This is a genomic window from Anabaena sp. CS-542/02, assembly GCF_028331085.1.
GTDB classification, from domain to species: Bacteria; Cyanobacteriota; Cyanobacteriia; order Cyanobacteriales; family Nostocaceae; genus Anabaenopsis; species Anabaenopsis arnoldii.
This window is the reverse complement of record NZ_JAQMTM010000111.1, coordinates 1-21,651: the sequence shown is the minus strand read 5'-3', so window position 1 is coordinate 21,651 and position 21,651 is coordinate 1. Positions and strand designations below refer to the sequence as shown.

The window sequence follows — 21,651 nt, the reverse complement described above, 5'->3', positions numbered from 1 at the left end:
CGTATAAAATCTTCCTTGTCCACTTTCCTTCCTTGTCTTCCTAGTCTTGCCTTCACAGATCATATTAAAAACCTACCCTTGCAAGGAGAGGGTGGGGTCAAACAATAGTTGATACACTAATCATGACTTATCAAACATCCTCTAAGATTTTCTAACTTTATTCATGGAGGTACAAAGTTTTTTAGTTTGAGGGAAGATGGGATAGGGAAGAGGGAACAGGGGAACAAATGTATGTGTAATTCAGCATGGAAAAGGCTTTATACTGCCTTTTGCTGAGGGGTATTTTTGTTTAGATAAAAGCCCGTGACGAGGATTGAACTCGTGACCTCACCCTTACCAAGGGTGTGCTCTACCACTGAGCCACACGGGCGAAAAAAATTGATTATTGGGTTGAGAGCTATAAAATAGTGAAATTACCAGTCACTCAATAATTATAGCTCACAACTTGAGAAGTGGTGGGCCGGGCTGGATTTGAACCAGCGTAGGCGCTAGCCAACGGATTTACAGTCCGTCTCCATTAACCACTCGGACACCGACCCATTTGTCTCACGATTACTTACATTAGCACCGGCTTTGAGAAAATGCAAGGGGGTAAACAAAAATATTTGGCTCGTTGCTGAAAATTCTGGTATTCGTCAAGCTAATCCCAACTTTGAAAGCCTGTAAACCGACTCGTTCGGTATACCGCCCCCATGGTGTGTACGCTAACTTGTTCACCATTTGTCACAATGAAAAGACTGTTACATCAGTTCCAGGAAAATATCGGCAAAAAATTAGCCTCAGTTGTCAGCTGTGGTGACGCTATGCCATAAAAATAATTTGGGACGAGTAGACAATCATGGACGAAAATAAACAGGTAAACAATACAAGCCAGCAATTGGGTGAACCAATAGAGGTATCAATGAAGAGCGACTCACCAGCCCCTACCAACCCTAACGTATCTGGCGCAGGGTGGTTTCCTGACCAAGTGACAACACCAGATAACCTATCGGAAGATACAACCATTTCACCAGAAAATGGTGTTCCTGCCACTGATAAAACTGAATTAGAAACCGCTGCTCTAGCGGAATTGACTCAACAAATTGAATCCCTCAAAGTGCAACTAGAAGAACGCGGTACTCAATATATGAGGATTGCCGCAGATTTTGAAAATTACCGCAAACGTACCAGCAAAGAAAAAGAAGAGCTGGATTTGCAAGTGAAGCGGAATACTATTTTGGAATTGCTCCCCATAGTTGATAATTTTGAGCGGGCGCGAGCGCACCTCAAGCCACAAACTGATGGTGAGATGACAATTCACAAAAGTTATCAAGGAGTTTATAAACAATTAGTAGAATCTCTCAAACGCCTGGGTGTATCACCAATGCGTCCTGAAGGGGAACAGTTCGATCCCAATGTCCATGAAGCGGTGATGCGGGAAGCAACGGATGAACATCCCGAAGGAACAGTTTTAGAAGAATTAGTACGTGGATACTACTTAGGCGATCGCGTGCTGCGCCATTCAATGGTTAAGGTAGCTGCGCCCAAGGAAGACACATCACCCGTACAAGAAGATCAGTCAAGTTCAGCTGAAAGTTAAACTGTAGTTACTGGTGTCACATTTTAAATTGGGGTATGACCAGTCATCCCCCGGCTGCATTTCCTTGTGGGTGGAGTGAATCTAAAAGACTTATTGCCCTACCTAGGGCAGTGGTAAGACCAATCTCAACTACCTACACTCGCCCTTAGGGGGAGTGTAGGCTTTTGGTAGGTGGGGAAGTTATCATCGACTAGAGATCCCCAGAGTAGGTAGAATGTCAGCAAACAGCGGTGGGGGGTTTTCCGTACCTAATTGTGCGGCTAGCTCCTATAGTTGATCAGCAAAGCTTTACCCTGGGAAGTAGCACAATTGTACAAGAGACAGTTTATTGTCCAACTTTGGCTATTTGTGTGGTTTGCTTTTAATTTGCTGCATCTTTTTATGAAAGGTAAAAGGTAAAATCGATATTATATTAATATTAATATATCGATATTATATTATTATTAATATTAATAAAAATTAACTTTTTATTTCTGCCTAGTTTTCGGCAAACCGCCCTTCAAAGAACACTACGTTACCCAAAGAAGTCACCTGAGGGAGTTTTTGCCCAGAGGCAAACAACCGGAGTAAAGATTTTCCTGACTGGCATGCTGTTACCAGTAGCGGCTCCTCCAGGATATGACTTACCCTAGGATAGCAAGTGTCTGTGGCGTTGATTGCCTTGTTGCTTTCTTCCTCCTAACTTTTACCTTTGCTATATGGCCCGCGACTATTATGAAATTCTGGGTGTCTCCCGTGACGCCGACAAAGAAGACATCAAACAAGCTTACCGCCGTTTAGCCCGGAAGTATCACCCAGATGTGAACAAAGAACCGGGAGCGGAAGATCGGTTTAAGGAAATTAACCGCGCTTATGAAGTGCTTTCTGAGCCGGAGATTCGAGAACGATATAACCGTTTTGGTGAAGCTGGTATTTCCGGTGGGGCAGGCGCAGGCTTCCAAGACATGGGCGATATGGGCGGCTTTGCCGATATCTTTGAAAGTATTTTCAGTGGCTTCGCTGGTGGCGGTATGGGTGGTCAACCGCAACGGCGGCGCAGCGGACCAGTACGGGGTGACGACTTAAGGTTAGACCTGAAGTTAGACTTTCGCGAAGCTGTATTTGGTGGCGAAAAAGAAATTCGCATTTCCCATTTAGAGGTCTGTGGTGTCTGTAATGGTTCGGGTGCCAAACCAGGTACTCGCCCTCGTACCTGTTCCACCTGTGGTGGTTCGGGTCAAGTCCGGCGTGTGACTAGAACACCTTTTGGTAGCTTTACTCAAGTCTCAACTTGTCCTACCTGTAACGGTACGGGAACAGTGATTGAAGATAAATGTGATGCTTGTGATGGTAAAGGGACAAATCAAGTACCCAAAAAACTAAAAATTACCATTCCCGCAGGGGTAGACAATGGTACCCGTTTACGGATCTCCCAAGAAGGGGATGCTGGTCAACGTGGCGGGCCTCCGGGGGATTTATATGTCTACTTATTTGTGAATGAAGATGAACTATTCCGGCGGGATGGCATTAATATTCTCTCAGAAATTAAAATTAGCTACCTGCAAGCTATTTTAGGCTGCCGTTTAGAAGTAGAAACAGTAGAAGGCCCAGTGGAAATGGTGATCCCCGCCGGTACCCAGGCGAATACAATCATGAAGCTGGAAAACCGGGGTGTACCTCGTTTGGGAAATCCTGTCAGTCGCGGAGATCACCTGCTGACGATCTTAATTGATATTCCTACCAAGGTGACCCCCGAAGAAAGGGAATTACTCGAAAAGCTCGCTAAAATTAAGGGAGACAGGACTGGTAAAGGTGGTCAAGGCTTCTTGGGGAATCTGTTTAAGTAATGAAATCTTCTCACCTTTCAAGTCCCGATGCTCAACTCGACCTGCGCGGTACTCCTTGTCCGATTAATTTTGTGCGGACAAAATTATTTCTAGAAAAAATGCCGCCGGGAGGTTTGCTCGAAGTATGGCTAGATTCTGGAGAACCTATTGAGCAGGTTCCTGATAGCTTGACCATGGCAGGTTATCAGGTTGAGCAAATTACAGATTGCATGGGCTATTTTTCTTTGTTGGTACGCAGTCCCGCTACTGGCCAATGACAACAGTCAAAACTATGTCAACTAATGGGCAGTTAGTCGGTACGGTGCTAGCCGTGCAAGCCAATTTTTATCGCGTGCAGCTGGATGTAGAAGCAGGGGTTCTGGATGTTCCAGCACCCCCTATCCTGCTTTGTACCCGCAGAACCCGCTTGAAAAAAATCGGACAACAGGTGATGGTGGGCGATCGCGTCATTGTTTCTCAGCCAGATTGGTCTGGTGGTAGGGGCGCAGTTTCAGATGTTCTCCCCCGTGAAAGTCAATTAGACCGTCCAGCGATCGCCAATGTTGACCAAATCCTCCTAGCATTTGCGCTCACAGATCCACCTCTGGAGCCTTATCAACTAAGTCGGTTTCTGGTAAAGGCGGAATCTACTGATGTGGATGTGCTGTTATGTCTAAATAAAAGCGATTTAGTCTCGCCACAGGTACAACAGGAAATTAGCGATCGCCTGGAGGGATGGGGGTATAAACCCTTATTTATCAGCGTCAAAAATGGTATTAATATTGACGAATTAACTAACTATCTGAATCATAAAATTACTGTCATTGCCGGGCCTTCTGGGGTGGGTAAATCCAGCCTGATTAATACCCTCATACCCAATCTTAACCTGCGAGTGGCAGAGGTTTCTGGTAAACTAGCACGTGGTCGCCATACAACGCGCCATACAGAATTATTTGAATTGCCTGGGGGTGGTCTACTCGCAGACACTCCCGGATTTAATCAACCGGATTTGGATTGTAGTCCTGAAGAACTAGTATATTACTTCCCAGAAGCTAGAGAGCGGTTAGCAGTATCTAGCTGTCGATTTAGTGACTGTTTGCATCGAGACGAGCCTGATTGTGTGGTGCAGGGGGACTGGGAAAGGTACGAACATTACTTAGAATTTTTAGAACAAGCGATCGCGCGTCAAACTCAGCTGCAACAACAAGCGGATCCTGAGTCAACACTGAAAATTAAAACCAAAGGTAAAGGTAAGCAGCAATATGAACCAAAGTTAGAGAGTAAAAAATATCGTCGCGTTTCCCGGAAGACACAGTTACAAGCGTTAGAACAATTATATCAAGATGCGGAAGACTAACAGACTAAAGGGCGGTTTTTTCTCATTAGCTGTGAGCAAATATTGTGAAAGGTAAAGGGAAACAGAAAAGTCAACTCACGATCCCATAAAGTCCTAAAATATTGTTAATTTCCCTCATCCCTCCTCCTTCAACTTACAGTAATACCCTTAAATAACTATGGCTATCGGCTACGTCGCCCTCGTACTTCACGCGCATCTACCGTTCGTTCGTCACCCAGAAAGTGACTATGTATTAGAAGAAGAATGGCTTTATGAAGCCATCACCGAAACATACATTCCTTTATTAAAAGTATTTGAGGGCTTAAAGAAAGACGGTATCGACTTTAAAATTACCATGAGTATGACACCCCCTCTGGTGTCCATGCTCCGTGACCCCCTACTGCAAGAACGTTATGACGCGCACTTAGCCAAATTAGAAGAACTGACAGAACTAGAAGCGGAGCATAATATCAATAATGGCCATCTTTGTTACCTAGCTGAACACTACGCCACTGAGTTTAACGAAGCGCGTCAGGTATGGGAAAAGTATAAGGGTGACCTGGTAACAGCATTTAAGCAATTCCAAGATACTAATAACTTAGAAATTATTACTTGTGGTGCTACCCACGGCTATCTACCACTGATGAAAATGTACCCCCAAGCGGTGTGGGCGCAAATTCAAGTAGCGTGTGAACACTATGAGCAAACCTTTGGCCAAGCTCCCAGAGGTATTTGGTTACCAGAATGCGCTTACTATGAAGGTGTGGAGCGAATGCTGGCGGATGCTGGTTTACGCTATTTCCTCACGGATGGACATGGGATTTTATACGCCCGTCCCCGCCCCCGCTTTGGTACTTATGCGCCAATTTTTACAGAAACTGGTGTGGCGGCTTTTGGTCGAGACCATGAATCTTCTCAGCAGGTATGGTCATCTGAGGTGGGTTATCCGGGTGCAGCAGAATATCGGGAATTTTACAAGGATTTGGGCTGGGAAGCCGAATATGAGTACATTAAGCCCTATATTATGCCCAATGGTCAACGCAAAAATACCGGCATTAAGTATCATAAGATTACCGGGCGGGGTTTAGGTCTTTCCGACAAGGCACTTTATGATCCTTATTGGGCAAGGGAAAAAGCGGCAGAACACGCTGCTAACTTTATGTATAATCGTGAGAGACAATCTGAGCATTTACACGGTATCATGGGTCGCCCGCCAATTATCGTTTCACCCTATGATGCAGAGTTATTTGGCCACTGGTGGTATGAGGGTCCCTGGTTTATTGATTACCTGTTCCGCAAGTCATGGTATGATCAAGAAACTTATCAAATGACTCATCTGGCTGACTATTTACGCGCAGAACCCACTCAGCAGGTTTGTCGTCCTTCCCAGTCGAGTTGGGGTTATAAGGGTTTTCATGAGTATTGGTTAAATGAAACAAATGCTTGGATTTATCCACATTTACACAAAGCAGCGGAACGAATGATTGAAATATCCCGCCTGGAAGCTGAAGACCAATTGCAAGAAAAGGCTCTCAACCAAGCTGCGCGGGAACTTTTACTAGCACAGTCTTCTGACTGGGCTTTTATTATGCGGACAGGAACTATGGTACCTTATGCTGTACGCAGAACGCGATCGCACTTGATGCGTTTTAATAAGCTCTATGAAGATGTGAAAATTGGTAAGGTTGATAGTGGTTGGTTGGAAAAGGTGGAATTAATGGATAATATTTTCCCTGACATCAACTATCGGGTTTACCGTCCTTTATAGTATAGCTGTTCAAACCCATTTCCCTGGCTTCTCACCAGAGGTTGGGGATTAGTGTTTTGAGTTTTTTGTGTTTCATAGGGTTTTTGGTTCTATATGCTCAGTGATCAAGCCTTTTTTATACTAGTGGAGTAGACACCAAGTTCTCTATTCCCTATTCGCTGCAATTTTTCCATCTTTAGGTTAAGTTTGAAGTAATTTGGTGATTTAATCCCAGGAGCTATTGCTATGGATGTGCTGATTGAATCTACAAGGGATTTTGAGCAGGATTTAGAGCAATTTAGTAATACAGAAAAATTTAAGATTATTAAAAAATTGAATAGCTATGTTGAGTTGCTCTCAATAGACAAAAATCTATTTTACAAACATAGCGCACAGTTAAGAAATATCAGACTCAATGAAAATTATGATTCTTCTATATATTCTCTGAGGATTAATGAAAATCTGAGAATTATTCTCACGATTGATGATGATCCTATTTTTGAGAGAACTGTAATAACTTTATTTAGAGCAGTTAAGGCTGAAGATGCAGCAAAAGCATATAATTCAGTTGCGGAAACTCTTTATCAAGATTTCACTATAGAGAATCAAGAGATTGAGGTTTCTACTTGCTAATGGTAAAAATTAAGCCCCTTTTAGATGAGTATGGTGTCATCCATGAAGCAATTAAGATTTTACCACAAGATTTGAAACTTGATTTTCTGGAAGCTTTGGCGGAATTGGAGGACAATGAGTGTCATAGAACCAGAAACTTTCCTAAAACCCGACTCCATAAAGTCACAGGTATTAAACAAGCCATATATAGAGCAGACATCGATAAAATATCAGGATGGCGCATCCATATTCAATATATTGAAGGAAAAATACATTTAAAAGACATCATCGAAGGTCAACAACATGATGATGTGATTAAAGTGATTAAGTCAAAGAAAGATAGGTACGAATAAACATTGTCAAACCCCTATAGCTTAAGCCATGCTACGCTGTTACAAACAAAAATACGTCCGCCATCCCGGATAAATCCTGCAGCTAATCAAACTGAATACTGGAATTTTGCCTAGTTTACTGATTTGAGAATCTCCGGGAATCTGGACAAGTTCAGGTGATAGAGTTAATTATCATACATGAAATGATTGGGGTTATCACTCTCCTCCACAGGCCAATCCTCATTTTCGCCACCAATATATAAATCTTCTATAGTCACATATTCCTCATTTAACTGTTTGAGAGCGTTGATTAAAATGTCAAGAGCGATCGCATCTGCGGTTCCCATGTCAAACCAACAACGGGCCCATTGTCCTTCATACTCAAACTCGCCCATATTATGCATGAGTGCCATTAAGCTTTTATCATACCCTTGGGAGTCATAATTCATATAGCTGATTTCCAGTCCTGTTTCTTGAACTTGGAGATTTTCGGCATTAAATGCGCCTAATTTTCCCAGATAGAACCAAGAGTTAAAAACTTCTTCTACGTATTGCTTTTCACCTTCAGATGGAATTGTACTGAACTTTAACCAAATCCACACATCAAAAGGGTTAATTTCACGGAACTGAATTTGCATCGCGGGGGAATATTTAGGTTAATTTTTAGGGAATGGGGAGACGCGACGAATCGCGCCTGTATATGATTATTCTCCATTTTCAGTTAATTATTCCAACTATTCAGGGTGTTAAAGGTATTATTACGTTCCCGCTCTATTTGTTTGACCAAATCCGCTGGAAGTTGGGATCTTTTAGCCAAGGCTTTGTCGAAGTTAACTACGGCTTCTTGGATGATTGACTGACTTTTAAGTTGTTGTCCTTGTTCTCTGAGGATTTGAGCTTTGAGATAATACAATTCTGGATGTTCAGATGTAGTTTTTAAAGCACTGTTGACATATTCTAAAGCCTGAGAATACTGTTTTAAATCCCGATAAGCAACGGCTATACCTCTATCCGCTAGGTATTTAGGTCCAGCATTGACCTTTAATCTAGCAATTGCATCATCGGGATTGGCGAAGGGTAAATTTACAGCTAGCATCAAGTCCATATAGCCTTTGAGTAAATTCAGTTCTGGATCTTGAGGGGCGATCGCCTCAGCCCTGTCTAGATATTGATATACTTGACGCAGGCGAGTTAAAGCTTGTGGTGCACCTCTGAGGGTACCTTCACGGGTAATAATTGTTGCTCCTTGAAAAAAGTGTCCCACAGCCGTGTATATATTCCCACGTAATTTGTCTGTAGCAATCAGTTTTTCTGCAGCTTCTAGGGTTTTCTGGCTGTAAGTCTCGAGTTTGGCTAAATCTTTATTGGCGTAGGCTAAAGATGCCTTCATGGCGTAAGCTAAAGGTTCGTTGGGTTCGCTGGATATTGCTTTTTCCAGGTAACTTTGGGCGGCTAGATAATCACCCTTTTGGAAAATTGCCTGAAAAGCGGCTTCTGTATTGTCTCCAATATTACGAGGTTCATTGGTTCGGAATGGGTCTCCGGCTAAAGAGGGATTAACCCATAAATTAAGTGCTATGACTGCTGTAAAGGTTGTCTGAGCTAGCTTGGTGAGTTGAGAAAGGCGTTTATTCATGGTCACCCTGAAAAAATAAATATTGTTAAAATCGTGGCAAGTAATACTTAAAATCCCGAGAAAATCAACTATAGTTCCTATCGCGTTCAACCTCAATATTGTACAAAGGTAGACTGTGGTTGTCATGGCTGGTTCCCGTTGTCCCTTGTCTTTTTTGCAGGTGAAGTCTGTCAGAGTTTAGAAAAGGAGAAGAGCGGTTAAGCTATGGAAAATTATCATCACGAGTGATTCGCCAACTTTTTATTAGTCCTGACAAATGCTCTATATTAGAAATCTCAGTTATCATCCTACAGCCAGCCCGGTGGCGATTCTGAAATCGATTAATCTAGAGTTAGCACCCCAGCAGCTGGGTATGATTATTGGTCCGAGCGGTTCGGGTAAAAGTACTTTACTAGAAATTTTATCTGGACTAGCTGAACCAACTTCAGGGTCAGTTTTTTGGCGGGAACAAGAACTTATCCCCGAACAGCTACAACAGTTAGCTGGGTTAGTGTTTCAGTTCCCAGAGCGGCACTTTTGCGGTGGTACAATTTTAGAAGAATTGCGTTTAGGACATCCTGAATTAGGTTCAGAGCGAGTTAGACAAGCATTAAGCGCCGTGGGGTTAGAGCATTTATCCCTTGGTGCACCACCCCATGCTTTAAGTGGTGGACAGCAGCGGCGTTTGGCTTTGGCTGTGCAATTGATTCGTCAACCCAATATATTATTGTTGGATGAACCTACAGCGGGTTTAGATTGGTCAATGCGTCAGCAATTAGTTAATTTATTGGCGAACCTCAAAGAAGATTGGATGCTGTTGATTGTAACTCATGATGCTGGTGATATGCTGGCGATCGCTGATCGTTGTTGGACACTGAACCACGGTGAACTACAGTCAGTAGAACCCGAGATACTCAAAGCGAAAATTAAAGAAACCCAAACACCTGTATAAAACAGTTAAATACTGACTGATGACTAACTCATTGCCAGGAATGGCACATATATGGCAGCATACCCTGAATTGGCTACCCCAGGAAGAGCAGCAACAAAAATTTCAGCAATTGTATGAATTAATTATAGAAGGTAATCGGCAATTAAACTTAACCCGCATTACCGAACCCCAGGAATTTTGGGAAAAACATCTTTGGGACTCCTTACGAGGAATCGCACCACAAGGGGGATTGATTCCATCTGTTTTAGAAAATGCTTCTGTAATTGATATTGGTACAGGTGCGGGTTTTCCTGGTGTTCCCATAGCAATTGCTCTGCCTAATTGTCAAATTACTCTGGTAGATTCAACCAGGAAGAAAGTTAATTTTATTGACGAGGTATTGACTAAATTAACTCTTAGCAATAGCAAAACTGTGGTTGGGAGGGCGGAGGAAATAGGTCATCATCCCCAGCACCGCAAAACCTACGATGTAGCTTTAATTAGGGCGGTTGGTAATGCTGCGGTTTGTGCGGAGTATACTCTACCATTACTTAAACAGGGTGGTTTGGCTGTAATTTATCGTGGTAATTGGACAGTAGAGGAAACTACAGCTTTGCAAAATGCTGTTAGCCAATTAGGTGGGGTAATTGAATTAGTTGATCAATTTACCACACCTTTAACTAACAGCATGCGTCATTGCGTATATTTGCGGAAAGTTGCAACTACCGCAGCTAGTTTTCCCCGCGCTGTTGGTATACCCACTCAAAAGCCGCTATGAGTTTATGCTAAACCCAATCTATCCAAAATAAAAGCGTCTTCAAAAGCTAGCTCTCGCAAGCTTTCATAACGTCCAGAAGGGCCGCCATGTCCGGCCTCCATGTTGGTTTTGAGTAACAGCAGATGATCATCTGTTTTCAGTTCCCGGAGTTTGGCTGTCCATTTGGCGGGTTCCCAATATTTGACCCGGGAATCATTTAAACCGGCGGTAATCAATGTATCTGGGTAATCTTGGGGGGTGACGTTATCATAGGGTGAGTAGGATTTCATGTAGTCATAATAAACTTTGTCGTTGGGATTTCCCCATTCTTCCCATTCCATTGCTGATAGGGGTAGGGAAGTATCTAAAATTGTGGTGACTACATCCACAAAGGGAACGTTAGCTACAACTACTTTAAACAAATCAGGACGCATATTCATTACTGCACCCATTAATAAACCCCCCGCACTACCCCCGGTAATTGCTAGGCGATCGCTGCTTGTCCAACCTTGACTAATTAAATACTCGGCAGAGGCGATAAAGTCTGTAAAGGTGTTCTTTTTTTGTAAAAATTTGCCTTGTTCATACCACTTGCGCCCCATTTCTTCACCACCACGAATATGAGCAATGGCAAATACTACCCCCCGGTCTAAGAGTGTTAGTCTGGTGGATGAAAACGATGCTGGGTAGGAGGAACCATAAGCACCATATCCTGTGAGTAACAAAGGGTTTTTACCATCTTTATTAGTTCCCCGTTTGTAAACAATGGAGATGGGGACTTTTGTCCCGTCGGTGGCGTTGGCCATGAGCCATTGACTTTCATATTGACTGGGGTCATATCCTCCCAAAACTTCCGTCTGTTTTTTTAATTCCCGCTGGTTTGTTTCCATGTTGTAATCAAAAACAGATTGGGGAGTAATTAAGGAAGTATAATTAAACCGCAGTACTTGAGTGTTAAATTCTGGGTTACTACCTTCAAAAAATTCATAGGTTGGTTCCGGGAAAATTATATTATTTTCCTCTCCTGTAGATAGGTTTTGTACCCTTGCAGTTTGCAATCCGCCTTTTCTTTCATAAATTACCAGGTGATTGGCAAACGGACTGACCCCTAATAATAGCACATCTTCTCTGTGGGGAATGATGGTTTCCCAATTTTCTAGGGATGGGTTAGCTACAGGTGTTTTGACTAATTTAAAATTAGTGGCTGCGTCGTTGGTGACAATATAAAAGTTATTATTATGATGGTCTACATCATATTCCACTCCTGTAGTTCGGGGGCGAATGATCTGAAAATTACCATAAGGATTATTAGCATCTAAATAGTGAACTTCTGTGGTGATGCTACTTTGCATCACCATGAATATATATGATTGGCTGCGGGTTTTCTCAACGTGTAAATGATAGGTATCATCTTTTTCTTCATATATTAATACATCTTTTTGCGGACAATTTCCTAATTTATGTGTGAGGAGTTGGTAGGGACGATTAGCATCATCAATTTTAGTGTAAAATGCTGTTTGATTGTCGTTACTCCAGACCAAGGAAAAATAAGTTTTGGGAATGGTCTCTGGATATAACTGATGTGTGTTGAGGTCAAGGAAACACAACAGATATTCCTCTGAGCCTGTAGTATCAAAGGAATAAGCTAATATTTGATGATTGGGGCTGATGGCAAATACACCTAAATCAAAGAAGTCTTGACCTTGAGCTAATTCGTTTTCATCTAAGAGGATTTCCTCTGGTGCGTCTAAACTGCCTTTTTTACGGCAATGAATGGGATAGGATTTACCGGCTTCTGTGCGAGAATAATAATAATATTCATCTTTTAGGGATGGAACTGATAAATCTGTTTCTTTAATGCGGGAGAGCATTTCATTGTAAAGCTGGGTTTGCAGCGTCTCTGTGTGCTGCATCATTGCTGCTGTATAGGCGTTTTCTGCTTCTAGATAGGGGAGGAGTTGTGGGTGGTCTAGGTCACGCATCCAAAAGTATTTATCTAGACGGCGATCGCCATGCAATTCTAAAACCTGGGGGTGTTCCTCAGCAATGGGTGGTGTGACTATTTTGTTTAAAACTTGGTCTTTATTCATAATGTTTAACCTATGGTCAAGTACTCACTAGCTATTACTCAGGTAAGATGAGCTAGAAATTTTGGTTGGGCGATGAGAGTTTCTCTTTAAACTACATAAGCCAAGTGCTGGTATTACTCCGAGAATGATAGCTTTAAATGATTGTTCACTCCAATACAATATAGGAGTATGATGTATTTGGGGCATCAAATTTCGTACCAGGGAAAGAACCCCAGTAAAAAGACTGATAGCTAAAAAGCAGACAGAAGGCAGGAAAATCCATAACCAGGCTGGTTTGGCGTAGCGCCGCAACACTAACCATTGGCACAGTCCTAGCCAGATTCCGCTGCAAATATAGAGAATTGTTGACAAAAGTCCTGTGATGGCAAACTGAGGAAAAATATATTTTACCCAGTTCATGGTAGCGGTGTGAGCAATCAACCAACCTGCACTGGTAGCTACTGTCCATAGCCTACCGGAAATATAGCCACCTAGGACAAGGGCTTGATCGGCGGCGAAAATTACTGCAAATATGATGGTGCTGAGTATTTGAACCCAAGGGAAAGAATCGGCAGGGGCGAAGTTGCCCAGGATGAGCCTTTCTAAAGCTATGCTGGCTATGGTAGCTACAAACCATCCGCAGATAGTGATCAAGGTAAACTGAAGAAAAAACTTGCGTCTTTCCAGTGGGGGTATTAAGAAATTTTTCGAGTGGGGGGGTAGATGCAACATGGATTGAATGATGAAAGTACAGCATTAACTGTTATGCTGAGAGGTCACCCTCTGTAACAAGGTTATCTAGTGAATGATAAGCTAAACAGTGGCATAAAAAGAATCACTTAGGAATAAGCATTAAATGGGTGTTTCGTTAACGTCTCCTCATCTCCTCCGAGCTGCACGTGGTGAAGTAGTAGATCGTCCTCCTGTGTGGATGATGCGACAAGCAGGACGATACATGAAAGCATATCGAGATTTAAGGGAAAAATATCCTTCCTTCCGCGATCGCTCGGAAATTCCCGAAGTGGCGATCGAAGTTTCCCTACAACCTTGGAAAGCATTCCGCCCAGATGGGGTGATTTTATTTTCGGATATTGTTACCCCTTTACCTGGTTTGGGGATTGAAATGGATATTGCAGAGGGTAAAGGCCCGATTATTCATTCCCCCCTACGGAGCCAAGCACAAATTGAGCAGCTGCGTCCCCTAGAACCAGAAGTATGTCTACCCTTTATTAAGACTATCTTGCAGGCTTTACGTCAGGAAGTGGGTAATCAGTCCACAGTTTTAGGGTTTGTGGGCGCACCCTGGACTTTAGCAGCTTATGCGGTGGAGGGTAAGGGTTCTAAAACTTACTCTGTGATTAAAAATATGGCCTTCTCAGACCCAACTATGTTACATCAACTGTTGGCTAAGTTGGCTGATGCGATCGCTGTTTATACCCGCTATCAAATTGATTGCGGCGCTCAAGTGGTGCAGATGTTTGACTCTTGGGCTGGTCAACTCAGTCCCCAAGATTATGATACCTTTGCTCTGCCTTATCAGCAACGGGTGTTTGAGCAAGTTAAACAAACTCATCCTGATACACCGTTAATTTTGTTAGTTAGCGGTAGTGCGGGGGTGTTGGAAAGAATGCCAAAATCAGGTGCTGATATTGTCACCGTAGATTGGGCTGTGGATATGGCGGAAGCTCGGGCGAGATTGGGTAAACAGGTCAAGGTTCAGGGAAATCTTGACCCCGGTGTTTTATTTGGTTCTCAGGATTTCATCCGCGATCGCATTATTGATACAGTGCGTAAGGCTGGTAATTGGGGCCATATCCTCAATCTCGGTCATGGTGTGTTACCAGAAACACCAGAGGAAAATGTGGCTTTCTTCTTTGAAACAGCAAAGCAACTCAAAGCTGTAGGGGTTTAGTTGTATTTCCTGAATTGGCTGTGGGGTGGGCATCTTGCCCGCCCTTATTATATTATACCCCCATCAAATCTTATTTAGTGGGCATCTTGCCTGCCCCATGATATAGTTGAAGTATTAATTTAAGTATTAATTTAAGTATTAATTTATCAGAAAATACCATGCAAAAAAAACGGATTTTAGTCACTGGTGCCAGTGGTTGTATAGGTCATTATATTACTGAAGCTTTAATTGAAAATACCAGTCACGAGTTATATTTACTCGTGAGGAACCCGGCAAAATTACAAGTTGATACTCAAGTGCGATCGGGTATCAATGTCATTCAGGGTGATATGGCCAAAATTCACCTGTTGGCTGATTTGTTACCGACAATTGATACCGCAGTCCTGACCGCTACCGCTTGGGGAGGTGACCAGACCTTTGATGTGAATGTCTCTAAGACCCTGGAGTTAATCAAAATGCTCGACCCTGTACGCTGTCAACAGGTGATTTATTTCTCCACAGCTAGTGTGTTAGACCGTCATAACCAACCCCTCCCGGAAGCAGGGGAAATTGGTACTGACTATATTCGTTCTAAATATGATTGTCTGCAAAAGATGTCCCAGCTAGAAATGGCCGGGAAAATTACTAAGGTTTTCCCTACTTTGGTTTTGGGTGGGGATGAGACTAAGCCCTATTCCCATCTGACAGCGGGGATTGCAGAAGTAACTAAATATATTAACTTAATTCGCTTTTTGCAGGTAGATGGCAGTTTTCATTTTATCCATGGACAAGATATTGCCACTGTGGTAGAATATTTAATAGATTCACCACCTCAAGGAAATCAACCCCGTCAATTTGTTTTAGGACAACCGGCTTTAACGGCTAACCAAGCAGTGGCGGATGTCTGCGCCTATCTCCAGAAAAAGATTTATTTTCGCATTCCCCTATCATTGGCTTTAGCTAACTTAATTATTGCAGTATTTCGTATTCAAATGGCGGCTTGGGATAGATTCTGTATGAACTATCGTCACTTTAATTATGATCATGTGATTAATCCTGGTATTTGGGGGTTGCCAAACTACTGTGCAACCATGAGGGATGTTTTAAGAATTAGCGGTGTTAAGGAGGGGAAAGTATGAAAAGGTTAGTTTTAACTGTGGTGGTGTGGGTGTTAATCTCTCCAGGGGTTCAGGGTCAAACAGTTCCAACACTTCCAGCTAGAATTACCCGTCCTAATGTGACGGTTCCCAGAGTTCCCAATATTACCCCACCGTCAATTAATAACCGCCTCGTTACTCCCCCCTCTGTGACTATCCCCAATGAACGTACTACAACGGATGTTGTGGGAATATCCAACATTGATGTGACTACTACACCCACAATTAATATACCCAGGGTCACAGTACCCAGTAGTTCGGTAAACCGTCCAGTTGTGGGTAGACCCTCTGTAAGTACTAATCCCACCATTAGTTTACCCAGGGTGACAAGACCAAATATCTCCATTACCCAACCGTCGGTGAATGTACCCAGGACTACGGGGTTAGAATCAGGGGTGAGATTTAATGGTAATTTAGTTGATCCGCAACCTCCGTTACCAACAGGAGAGGGAACATTTACTTTTACTTTAGATTAAAATACTTTAGATTAAAGCCTGTTCCTATCAACAGTCAACGGTATGGCTGACGCCACGCTATCGCTATCGACTCCGCTCACCGACCACAGTCAACGGTTCGACTCCGCTCACCGACCACAGTCAACCGTCAACCGTCAACACTTTATAATTTAACTTGCAAGTTGAGTTGTCCTCGCCAACCACTTTCACTGTTTTGGATGCGAGAGTCGATCGCTATTTTAGAGTCAGGACTTTGATAACGCACTATCATTCCTAGGTAACTACTTCTAAACTGAATGTCGGAGTCAGGTAATGTGACAGAGCGAATATTCCTAGCTATGTTTCCATATCGGTTATTGGGGGAGTTGACATAGGAAGCACCCATAGTTAAAGTCCCACTCTGGGGGTTGCTGAATACATTATATGTAGCTTCCATTCTGTAGATTGTTTCCTGGGTGACGGATACAGAAGCATTGATATTTAAACTACTTTGATGGGAGAAGTTCAGGGATGCAAAACCGACTGGAGTACCTAAGTTATCGTTGTTGACACCGGGGTTGAGGATGGGAGGGGAATAACTTAAGACTGGATAGAATACGAGGTTAAAATCCCGTCGGTTGTATTGAAATACATTCCCTACGGAAATGGTTGACAGATTTAAAATATTGGCATTAGTATTATAGTTAAAATTAATAAAAGGTGAACTGCTCATAATTCGCCGCCATTGGTTGTTTTGGTCATAAGCTACACTTGTAAAATCTGTCTTGGCGGAAAATTTGAATGTACCCCCCATAGAGGTTTCTTTGATACCATTGGAATTAATTAAATTACCACTGTCCATGGGTGCAGAATCTGGGGAGGGATTAAACCACATTCCCGCTGCTAGGGCATAATTAATCTTATCTACACTCCCAGCCATGAGCAGTTCCATGGTGGGGAGGTAAACATCTCCTATGTAGGAGTATGTTTCAATGGTTCTGTCTTGAGCAGTACTCAATACCATGCGTCCAGACCCTCTAGCAAAGGCTTTACCTCCACCAGGGATAGGAACAGCAGTGAGGATTTCACTAGAATCGAAGACTACGGATTGATTAAATAAGTTTTCTCCGTTACTGTTTTCTGCTTGAATAAAGCTGACACCGATGGTTCTATTATTATCAGTATTACTATTATTATTATTAGTATTACCAACGTTACGAGGGCTAATATTAATACCTATGAAGGCTATGGGGTTGAGGGTGGAAGGAGTCACAGACTCGATGAAAAATTTCTGGGGACTCCAATCATTGACTATTTGACCAATAAATTGAACTGTTCTTTTATAGAGTCCGGTTCTGAGTTGGGATAATAAGGAACTGTTGGGGGTGACGTTTCCTGTGAAGGTGTAACTTCCTGAGACTTGGGAGAGGTTGGTATTACTATCAGCATAACTTAGGGTACTATTTAGGCGTTGATTCATTTGTCTTCTTTCTCCCGAGGTGGCTTTGGTATTCAGACTCCCTAGGGGTTGGAGGTTGTGATATCTGTTTTTTGCTTCCTCCAGACTTTGGTTTAAATTATGGGGATTAATGAGGCTAAATAGGCTCCCGGATACTAAGCCTATGGTAGAATTGAGACTTTGATTTAGGTCTGTATTGTTCCATTGGTCGCTAGTTACAGATAAACCGGGATTACTAAAAACATTAGTGTAATTTAATTGAATTTTTTCTGGGTCATAGTCAATTGATGTGCGGTTATGGGAGGAGGTGAGTGTATATCTTGACCAATATTTACTCCCATGGGATTGGGTGGAGGTGGTAACTTGCGGTCTGCTTTGACCTAAGTTATTCCACATGAGGGAGTTGAGATAATATACATCTTTTTCTTGTTGTGTTAAAAAGGGATTGCTCAAAAGGGCGACTAAACTATCATTGTCTGTTTGTCCTAGGCGTAAATTTTTGACTCCTGGTTTAGAGCTAAGTTGGGGTTGAAATGAAAAGCTTTGTCCGGTGAAAATATCTCCGGGGGTGATACCCGCAGCGATGAGGTTTTCCCGTGGGATAATACTACCAGGTTCTAAGGTGACACCGTTATTTAATAGGGGACTGAAATTGATGGTGGGGAATCCTTGTAAGAATTGAGGAGCATTATCAAATTTTAAGTTTTCAAAGAAAGAACCCCCTCCTAAAGGTTCATAGGTGGTAGCTGCTTTAACTGCATCTAGTAAGAATCTTTCTTGGGTAACAGTACCATTAGGTCTGATGATATTGAGGTTGAACTGTGGGGTATTAAGGGGGTTGGTTCCTGGGGGTAGGGTGATTTGTGCAACCCCAGCGGTAAAGTTGAGGTCTTCTGGTTTATCGACTCCTACTAACTTTTTAAAGTCGATGGGAATACCTACAGCTAGTTGTGTCCCTGTAAAGGTTGTGGAAACTTTGATGGTTTGTGTGGTGGTTTGGTGAGTAGTTGAACCTTGGTAACTGACATGGAAATGATTACCTTGGGTTTCTATGACTACTCGGTTGTTGTCTAAGACCCAGTAAAGTTGTTTTTCTTGGGGATATAAGGAAATGTTGGCGGATTGGATGAAGGAATGTCGCTGGGTATCGCCTTTGGGAATTTTACCTAGGTTGAAGTTGATGTTGGAATAGAAGCTAAATTTTGCAGGTTGAAAGTTGCGGGGGTTGATGGCGAGTTTATCGCTGGTATTGACTAGGTATGGGTATCTGGAGGCGCTACTTTCTAAAAGGTTACGCACTAACGCTGTGGTTAGTTGTCTGTTTTCTTCTGGTGTGGGTGGTGTGGGTGGTGTGGGTGCGGGTTCCGGTGGTGGTGTTTCTGGGATAGGTAGAGGGGGTAATTCTTCAGGAACTATGGGTACGGGTAATCTGGGGTCATCCTGTTCTGGGGGGAGTTGAGTTTGTCTTTGTTCTCTATTCTGTACTAGTAATAGTTGTGGGTTAGTTTTGGGTGTGGTTGTGGTTTGGTTTGGATTGTTAGCTGGGGGGTTGGGGAAGTTTAAATTAACTATGAGACGGTAAGATACAGGAAAAATTGCCGATGGGGTATGATTGGCATCTGGGAAATGGGGAGTTGGATTTAAGTTGATGTTTTGATTGACTAATATGGTCTGGGGTATCAAGGAGTTAATATTACTGCTTCTGGGAGGAATGGTAAGATATGTTTCCTCCAGGTTGGGGTCTGTGGGTTCTGCTGGTTGTAGATCATCATCATTACTACCAGGTATGGTTGGTTGTGGTGTAAGGGCGATCGCTTTGTTTGGTAAAATCGCGGATAGGCACAAAGTTATAAGTATCCCAACATCTTGTTTACGCATCAAGGGAACACACCGAATAGGTAAGAGGTGGGGATGGGAGGTATCATCGATGGTTATCCACAGGGGGCCAGGGAATGAATTCCCTGGCTAAAAGCTTAAGTCGGTTTTTAACCGACTAGGTTGACGGTTGAGGGTTGACGGTTGATGGGGAATGAATTAAGAGTCTAAAAGCTGACAGCGCACTACACCCCCATAGTTAGAGACCAGGGGCACTGTGCGGGTTTTTTGGTAGTTGATCTGGTATCAACATCCTCATCACAGGTCAATTGTGGGGGCGGTTGAGGGTGATGATCGTCCTATTGATATTTATACAACAATTTGCATAAGTTTGTGAAAGGAATATCAAGGAATATTAATTTATATTATAGTATTATACTTTTTTACGGTGTGTTCCGGTGTGTTCGGTGTGTTCCCTAAGAGGATGTTTGTCAAGTCATGATTATTGTATCGAATATTCTTTTACCCCACCCTCTCCTTGCAAGGGTAGGTTTTTAATATGATCTGTGAAGGCAAGACTAGGAAGACAAGGAAGGGAAGTGGACAAGGAAGATTTTATACGGACAATGATCTTTTAAGGGGCTATTTTTCTTACTAAAAATACAGACTTTGTACTGTTTTTCTCCCTTGTCACCTTGTCCACCTTGTCCACCGAGTCTTGTCCTTGTAAGAGGAGGGGACTAGATTTTGTTGTTTTTTGTGCGATCGGTGAGCGAAGTCGAACCGTCAACCGTCAACCGTCAACCGTCAACCGTCTCTAATTACCTTAAGTTTGTGAAAGCAATATCAATTGGTGGGGTGTTTAATCAGTGTAGTTAAGTTAGTAAGTATTTACTAGCTTTGGTCTCAACATTTATATCAGGTGTTTCAATCATGGATACAAACTCTAAAAAACTCTCGAAAGCTGCGGCTATTGCTTCTCTGTTAGCAGGGGGCGCGGTTGCAGGTTCTTTTATTGCTGCGCAACCAGCACAGGCTCAAACTGCTAACAGTGCTAGTGTGGCGGTGACCAATATTTTAAGTAATGGTAACACTGTCACCTTCGCTGGAGAGGTTATTATGCCAGAAGCAGATGCAATTGTAAATGGTGAAGTGACTTTGAGTCTTGCCTATACTCAGCCTGTTGGTGTAGGTAGTGGTAATGTCATGTTACAATCTGCGACCCTGAATGTCGGTGATACCCCAACAGCAGGCGTACAATCAGTGGCTGCAGCTACGGCGCGGGCTATTGATGCGGCTCTAACTCAATCTCGTTTCGGCGATATTATTGGGATTGTGGAAGCTGCTGGTTTGGACTAGTTAAGGAAAGTCGGCGACTCCTCCTCTTTGGCGGTTGAAGGAATCGTCAACTAACTGCATTCTTTCCCCCTATGTGCCATAGGGGGACGTAATATGATTCTACTGCTGATGAGATTAAATATGCGATCTGGTTTTCTCCGGATGTGAAGCTGAGGGTTGGCGAATAGTGGGATGGTCAATAAGTAGAGTGTCCCAATGATGAAAGCCAACTGTATGCACATATCGCGGGTGTCGGTGGTGGCATTTTTGTTAACGGTTGCAGGGTCATTTACGGGGGCATTTATTTGGGGGAAACCGGCTCTGGGTGAGTCGCGGGTTTCTGTGTCGGTAAGTAGTATTTCACCGAATGGACTTAATAATACTTTGGCGGTGGAAACGGTGTTTCCCCAAGGGGTTGTGGGTCCTAGTGGTGTGGTGAGAGTGGGTATTAATTATGGCTCTGTGGGTGAAGGTTCTGGTCAGGTGGTAATTTTGGGGGCAAATATTACGGCTGATTCAGTAGTTTTGTCTAATAGTTTGGAGGCTGCTGTGGCGCGTGCTATTGATGTTGGTGTGAATAGTAACCGTTATGGTGATGTGATTAATATTATTAGGGCTTGGCAAGGTAATGGTTTTGCTGGTTTGGATTAAGGGGTGATGGTTGACGGTGGTCGCTGAGCGGAGTCGAACCGTTGACGGTGGTCGCTGAGCGGAGTCGAACCGTTGACGGTGGTCGCTGAGCGGAGTCGAACCGTTGACGGTGGTCGCTGAGCG

Annotated in this window: 19 protein-coding genes and 2 tRNA genes; 14 read left to right on the top strand and 7 right to left on the bottom strand. The window is 43.0% G+C overall.

Features of this window, described 5'->3' with window-relative positions:
- Window positions 1-298: 298 nt before the first annotated feature.
- Window positions 299-370 (bottom strand) — tRNA-Thr (locus PN447_RS12530).
- 83 nt (window positions 371-453) lie between these two features.
- A tRNA-Tyr gene (locus tag PN447_RS12525) sits at window positions 454-539 on the bottom strand.
- A gap of 296 nt (window positions 540-835) precedes the next feature.
- On the opposite strand from PN447_RS12525, the gene grpE reads away from it, so the two are divergent.
- From grpE to PN447_RS12490, 7 genes are all read left to right on the top strand, one after another.
- The gene (grpE, locus tag PN447_RS12520; RefSeq protein ID WP_271763376.1) at window positions 836-1,579 is read left to right on the top strand and encodes a nucleotide exchange factor GrpE; all 744 of its coding nucleotides are present in this window, start codon (window positions 836-838) and stop codon (window positions 1,577-1,579) included.
- A gap of 698 nt (window positions 1,580-2,277) precedes the next feature.
- Window positions 2,278-3,405, top strand: a complete 1,128-nt coding sequence (dnaJ, locus tag PN447_RS12515; protein ID WP_271763375.1) for a molecular chaperone DnaJ — start codon at window positions 2,278-2,280, stop codon at window positions 3,403-3,405.
- Window positions 3,405-3,662: a sulfurtransferase TusA family protein gene (locus tag PN447_RS12510; RefSeq protein WP_271763373.1), complete on the top strand. Its 258-nt coding sequence runs from the start codon at window positions 3,405-3,407 to the stop codon at window positions 3,660-3,662. The genes dnaJ and PN447_RS12510 overlap by 1 nt, the downstream gene beginning before the upstream one ends.
- Complete coding sequence (gene rsgA, locus PN447_RS12505) at window positions 3,659-4,741, top strand: small ribosomal subunit biogenesis GTPase RsgA (protein WP_271763372.1); 1,083 nt, start codon at window positions 3,659-3,661, stop codon at window positions 4,739-4,741. The genes PN447_RS12510 and rsgA overlap by 4 nt, the downstream gene beginning before the upstream one ends.
- 157 nt (window positions 4,742-4,898) lie before the next feature.
- Window positions 4,899-6,488: a glycoside hydrolase family 57 protein gene (locus PN447_RS12500; RefSeq protein WP_271763371.1), complete on the top strand. Its 1,590-nt coding sequence runs from the start codon at window positions 4,899-4,901 to the stop codon at window positions 6,486-6,488.
- Window positions 6,489-6,713: 225 nt separating this feature from the next.
- Window positions 6,714-7,100, top strand: a complete 387-nt coding sequence (locus tag PN447_RS12495; RefSeq protein ID WP_271763370.1) for a hypothetical protein — start codon at window positions 6,714-6,716, stop codon at window positions 7,098-7,100.
- Window positions 7,100-7,432 carry a hypothetical protein gene (locus tag PN447_RS12490; RefSeq protein ID WP_271763369.1) on the top strand — a complete coding sequence of 111 codons (333 nt, stop codon included), beginning with the start codon at window positions 7,100-7,102 and terminating at the stop codon, window positions 7,430-7,432. The genes PN447_RS12495 and PN447_RS12490 overlap by 1 nt, the downstream gene beginning before the upstream one ends.
- A gap of 164 nt (window positions 7,433-7,596) precedes the next feature.
- On the opposite strand, the gene PN447_RS12485 is transcribed toward PN447_RS12490, so the two are convergent.
- Entirely contained in the window at window positions 7,597-8,049 is a 453-nt protein-coding gene (locus PN447_RS12485; protein ID WP_271763368.1) for a DUF3531 family protein, read from the bottom strand.
- Window positions 8,050-8,132: 83 nt separating this feature from the next.
- Complete coding sequence (locus PN447_RS12480) at window positions 8,133-9,047, bottom strand: Sll0314/Alr1548 family TPR repeat-containing protein (protein ID WP_271763367.1); 915 nt, start codon at window positions 9,045-9,047, stop codon at window positions 8,133-8,135.
- Window positions 9,048-9,303: 256 nt separating this feature from the next.
- Here PN447_RS12480 and PN447_RS12475 point away from each other — a divergent pair, with 256 nt between their 5' ends.
- Entirely contained in the window at window positions 9,304-9,978 is a 675-nt protein-coding gene (locus tag PN447_RS12475) for an ABC transporter ATP-binding protein (RefSeq protein WP_271763366.1), read from the top strand.
- A 19-nt stretch (window positions 9,979-9,997) separates the two neighbouring features.
- Window positions 9,998-10,735: a 16S rRNA (guanine(527)-N(7))-methyltransferase RsmG gene (gene rsmG / locus PN447_RS12470; RefSeq protein ID WP_271763365.1), complete on the top strand. Its 738-nt coding sequence runs from the start codon at window positions 9,998-10,000 to the stop codon at window positions 10,733-10,735.
- A gap of 2 nt (window positions 10,736-10,737) precedes the next feature.
- On the opposite strand, the gene PN447_RS12465 is transcribed toward rsmG, so the two are convergent.
- A complete protein-coding gene (locus tag PN447_RS12465) occupies window positions 10,738-12,804 on the bottom strand; it encodes a S9 family peptidase (protein WP_271763364.1) in 2,067 nt (688 codons plus the stop codon).
- A gap of 27 nt (window positions 12,805-12,831) precedes the next feature.
- Entirely contained in the window at window positions 12,832-13,515 is a 684-nt protein-coding gene (locus tag PN447_RS12460; RefSeq protein WP_271763363.1) for a hypothetical protein, read from the bottom strand.
- Window positions 13,516-13,639: 124 nt separating this feature from the next.
- Between PN447_RS12460 and hemE the strand changes: the two genes are divergently transcribed.
- The 3 genes from hemE to PN447_RS12445 all read left to right on the top strand — a co-directional run bounded on the left by hemE (window position 13,640) and on the right by PN447_RS12445 (window position 16,307).
- The gene (gene hemE, locus PN447_RS12455) at window positions 13,640-14,695 is read left to right on the top strand and encodes a uroporphyrinogen decarboxylase (RefSeq protein WP_271763362.1); all 1,056 of its coding nucleotides are present in this window, start codon (window positions 13,640-13,642) and stop codon (window positions 14,693-14,695) included.
- A 158-nt stretch (window positions 14,696-14,853) separates the two neighbouring features.
- Entirely contained in the window at window positions 14,854-15,813 is a 960-nt protein-coding gene (locus tag PN447_RS12450; protein ID WP_271763361.1) for an NAD-dependent epimerase/dehydratase family protein, read from the top strand.
- Entirely contained in the window at window positions 15,810-16,307 is a 498-nt protein-coding gene (locus tag PN447_RS12445) for a hypothetical protein (protein WP_271763360.1), read from the top strand. The genes PN447_RS12450 and PN447_RS12445 overlap by 4 nt, the downstream gene beginning before the upstream one ends.
- Window positions 16,308-16,449: 142 nt before the next feature.
- Here the strand turns inward: PN447_RS12445 and PN447_RS12440 are convergent, their stop codons facing one another.
- The gene (locus PN447_RS12440; protein ID WP_271763359.1) at window positions 16,450-19,602 is read right to left on the bottom strand and encodes a hypothetical protein; all 3,153 of its coding nucleotides are present in this window, start codon (window positions 19,600-19,602) and stop codon (window positions 16,450-16,452) included.
- A gap of 870 nt (window positions 19,603-20,472) precedes the next feature.
- Between PN447_RS12440 and PN447_RS12435 the strand changes: the two genes are divergently transcribed.
- Together PN447_RS12435 and PN447_RS12430 are read left to right on the top strand one after the other, a co-directional pair.
- Window positions 20,473-20,898: a TEK-like protein gene (locus tag PN447_RS12435; protein WP_271763358.1), complete on the top strand. Its 426-nt coding sequence runs from the start codon at window positions 20,473-20,475 to the stop codon at window positions 20,896-20,898.
- A gap of 195 nt (window positions 20,899-21,093) precedes the next feature.
- Complete coding sequence (locus PN447_RS12430; RefSeq protein WP_271763357.1) at window positions 21,094-21,528, top strand: TEK-like protein; 435 nt, start codon at window positions 21,094-21,096, stop codon at window positions 21,526-21,528.
- The last annotated feature ends 123 nt before the right edge of the window (window positions 21,529-21,651 follow it).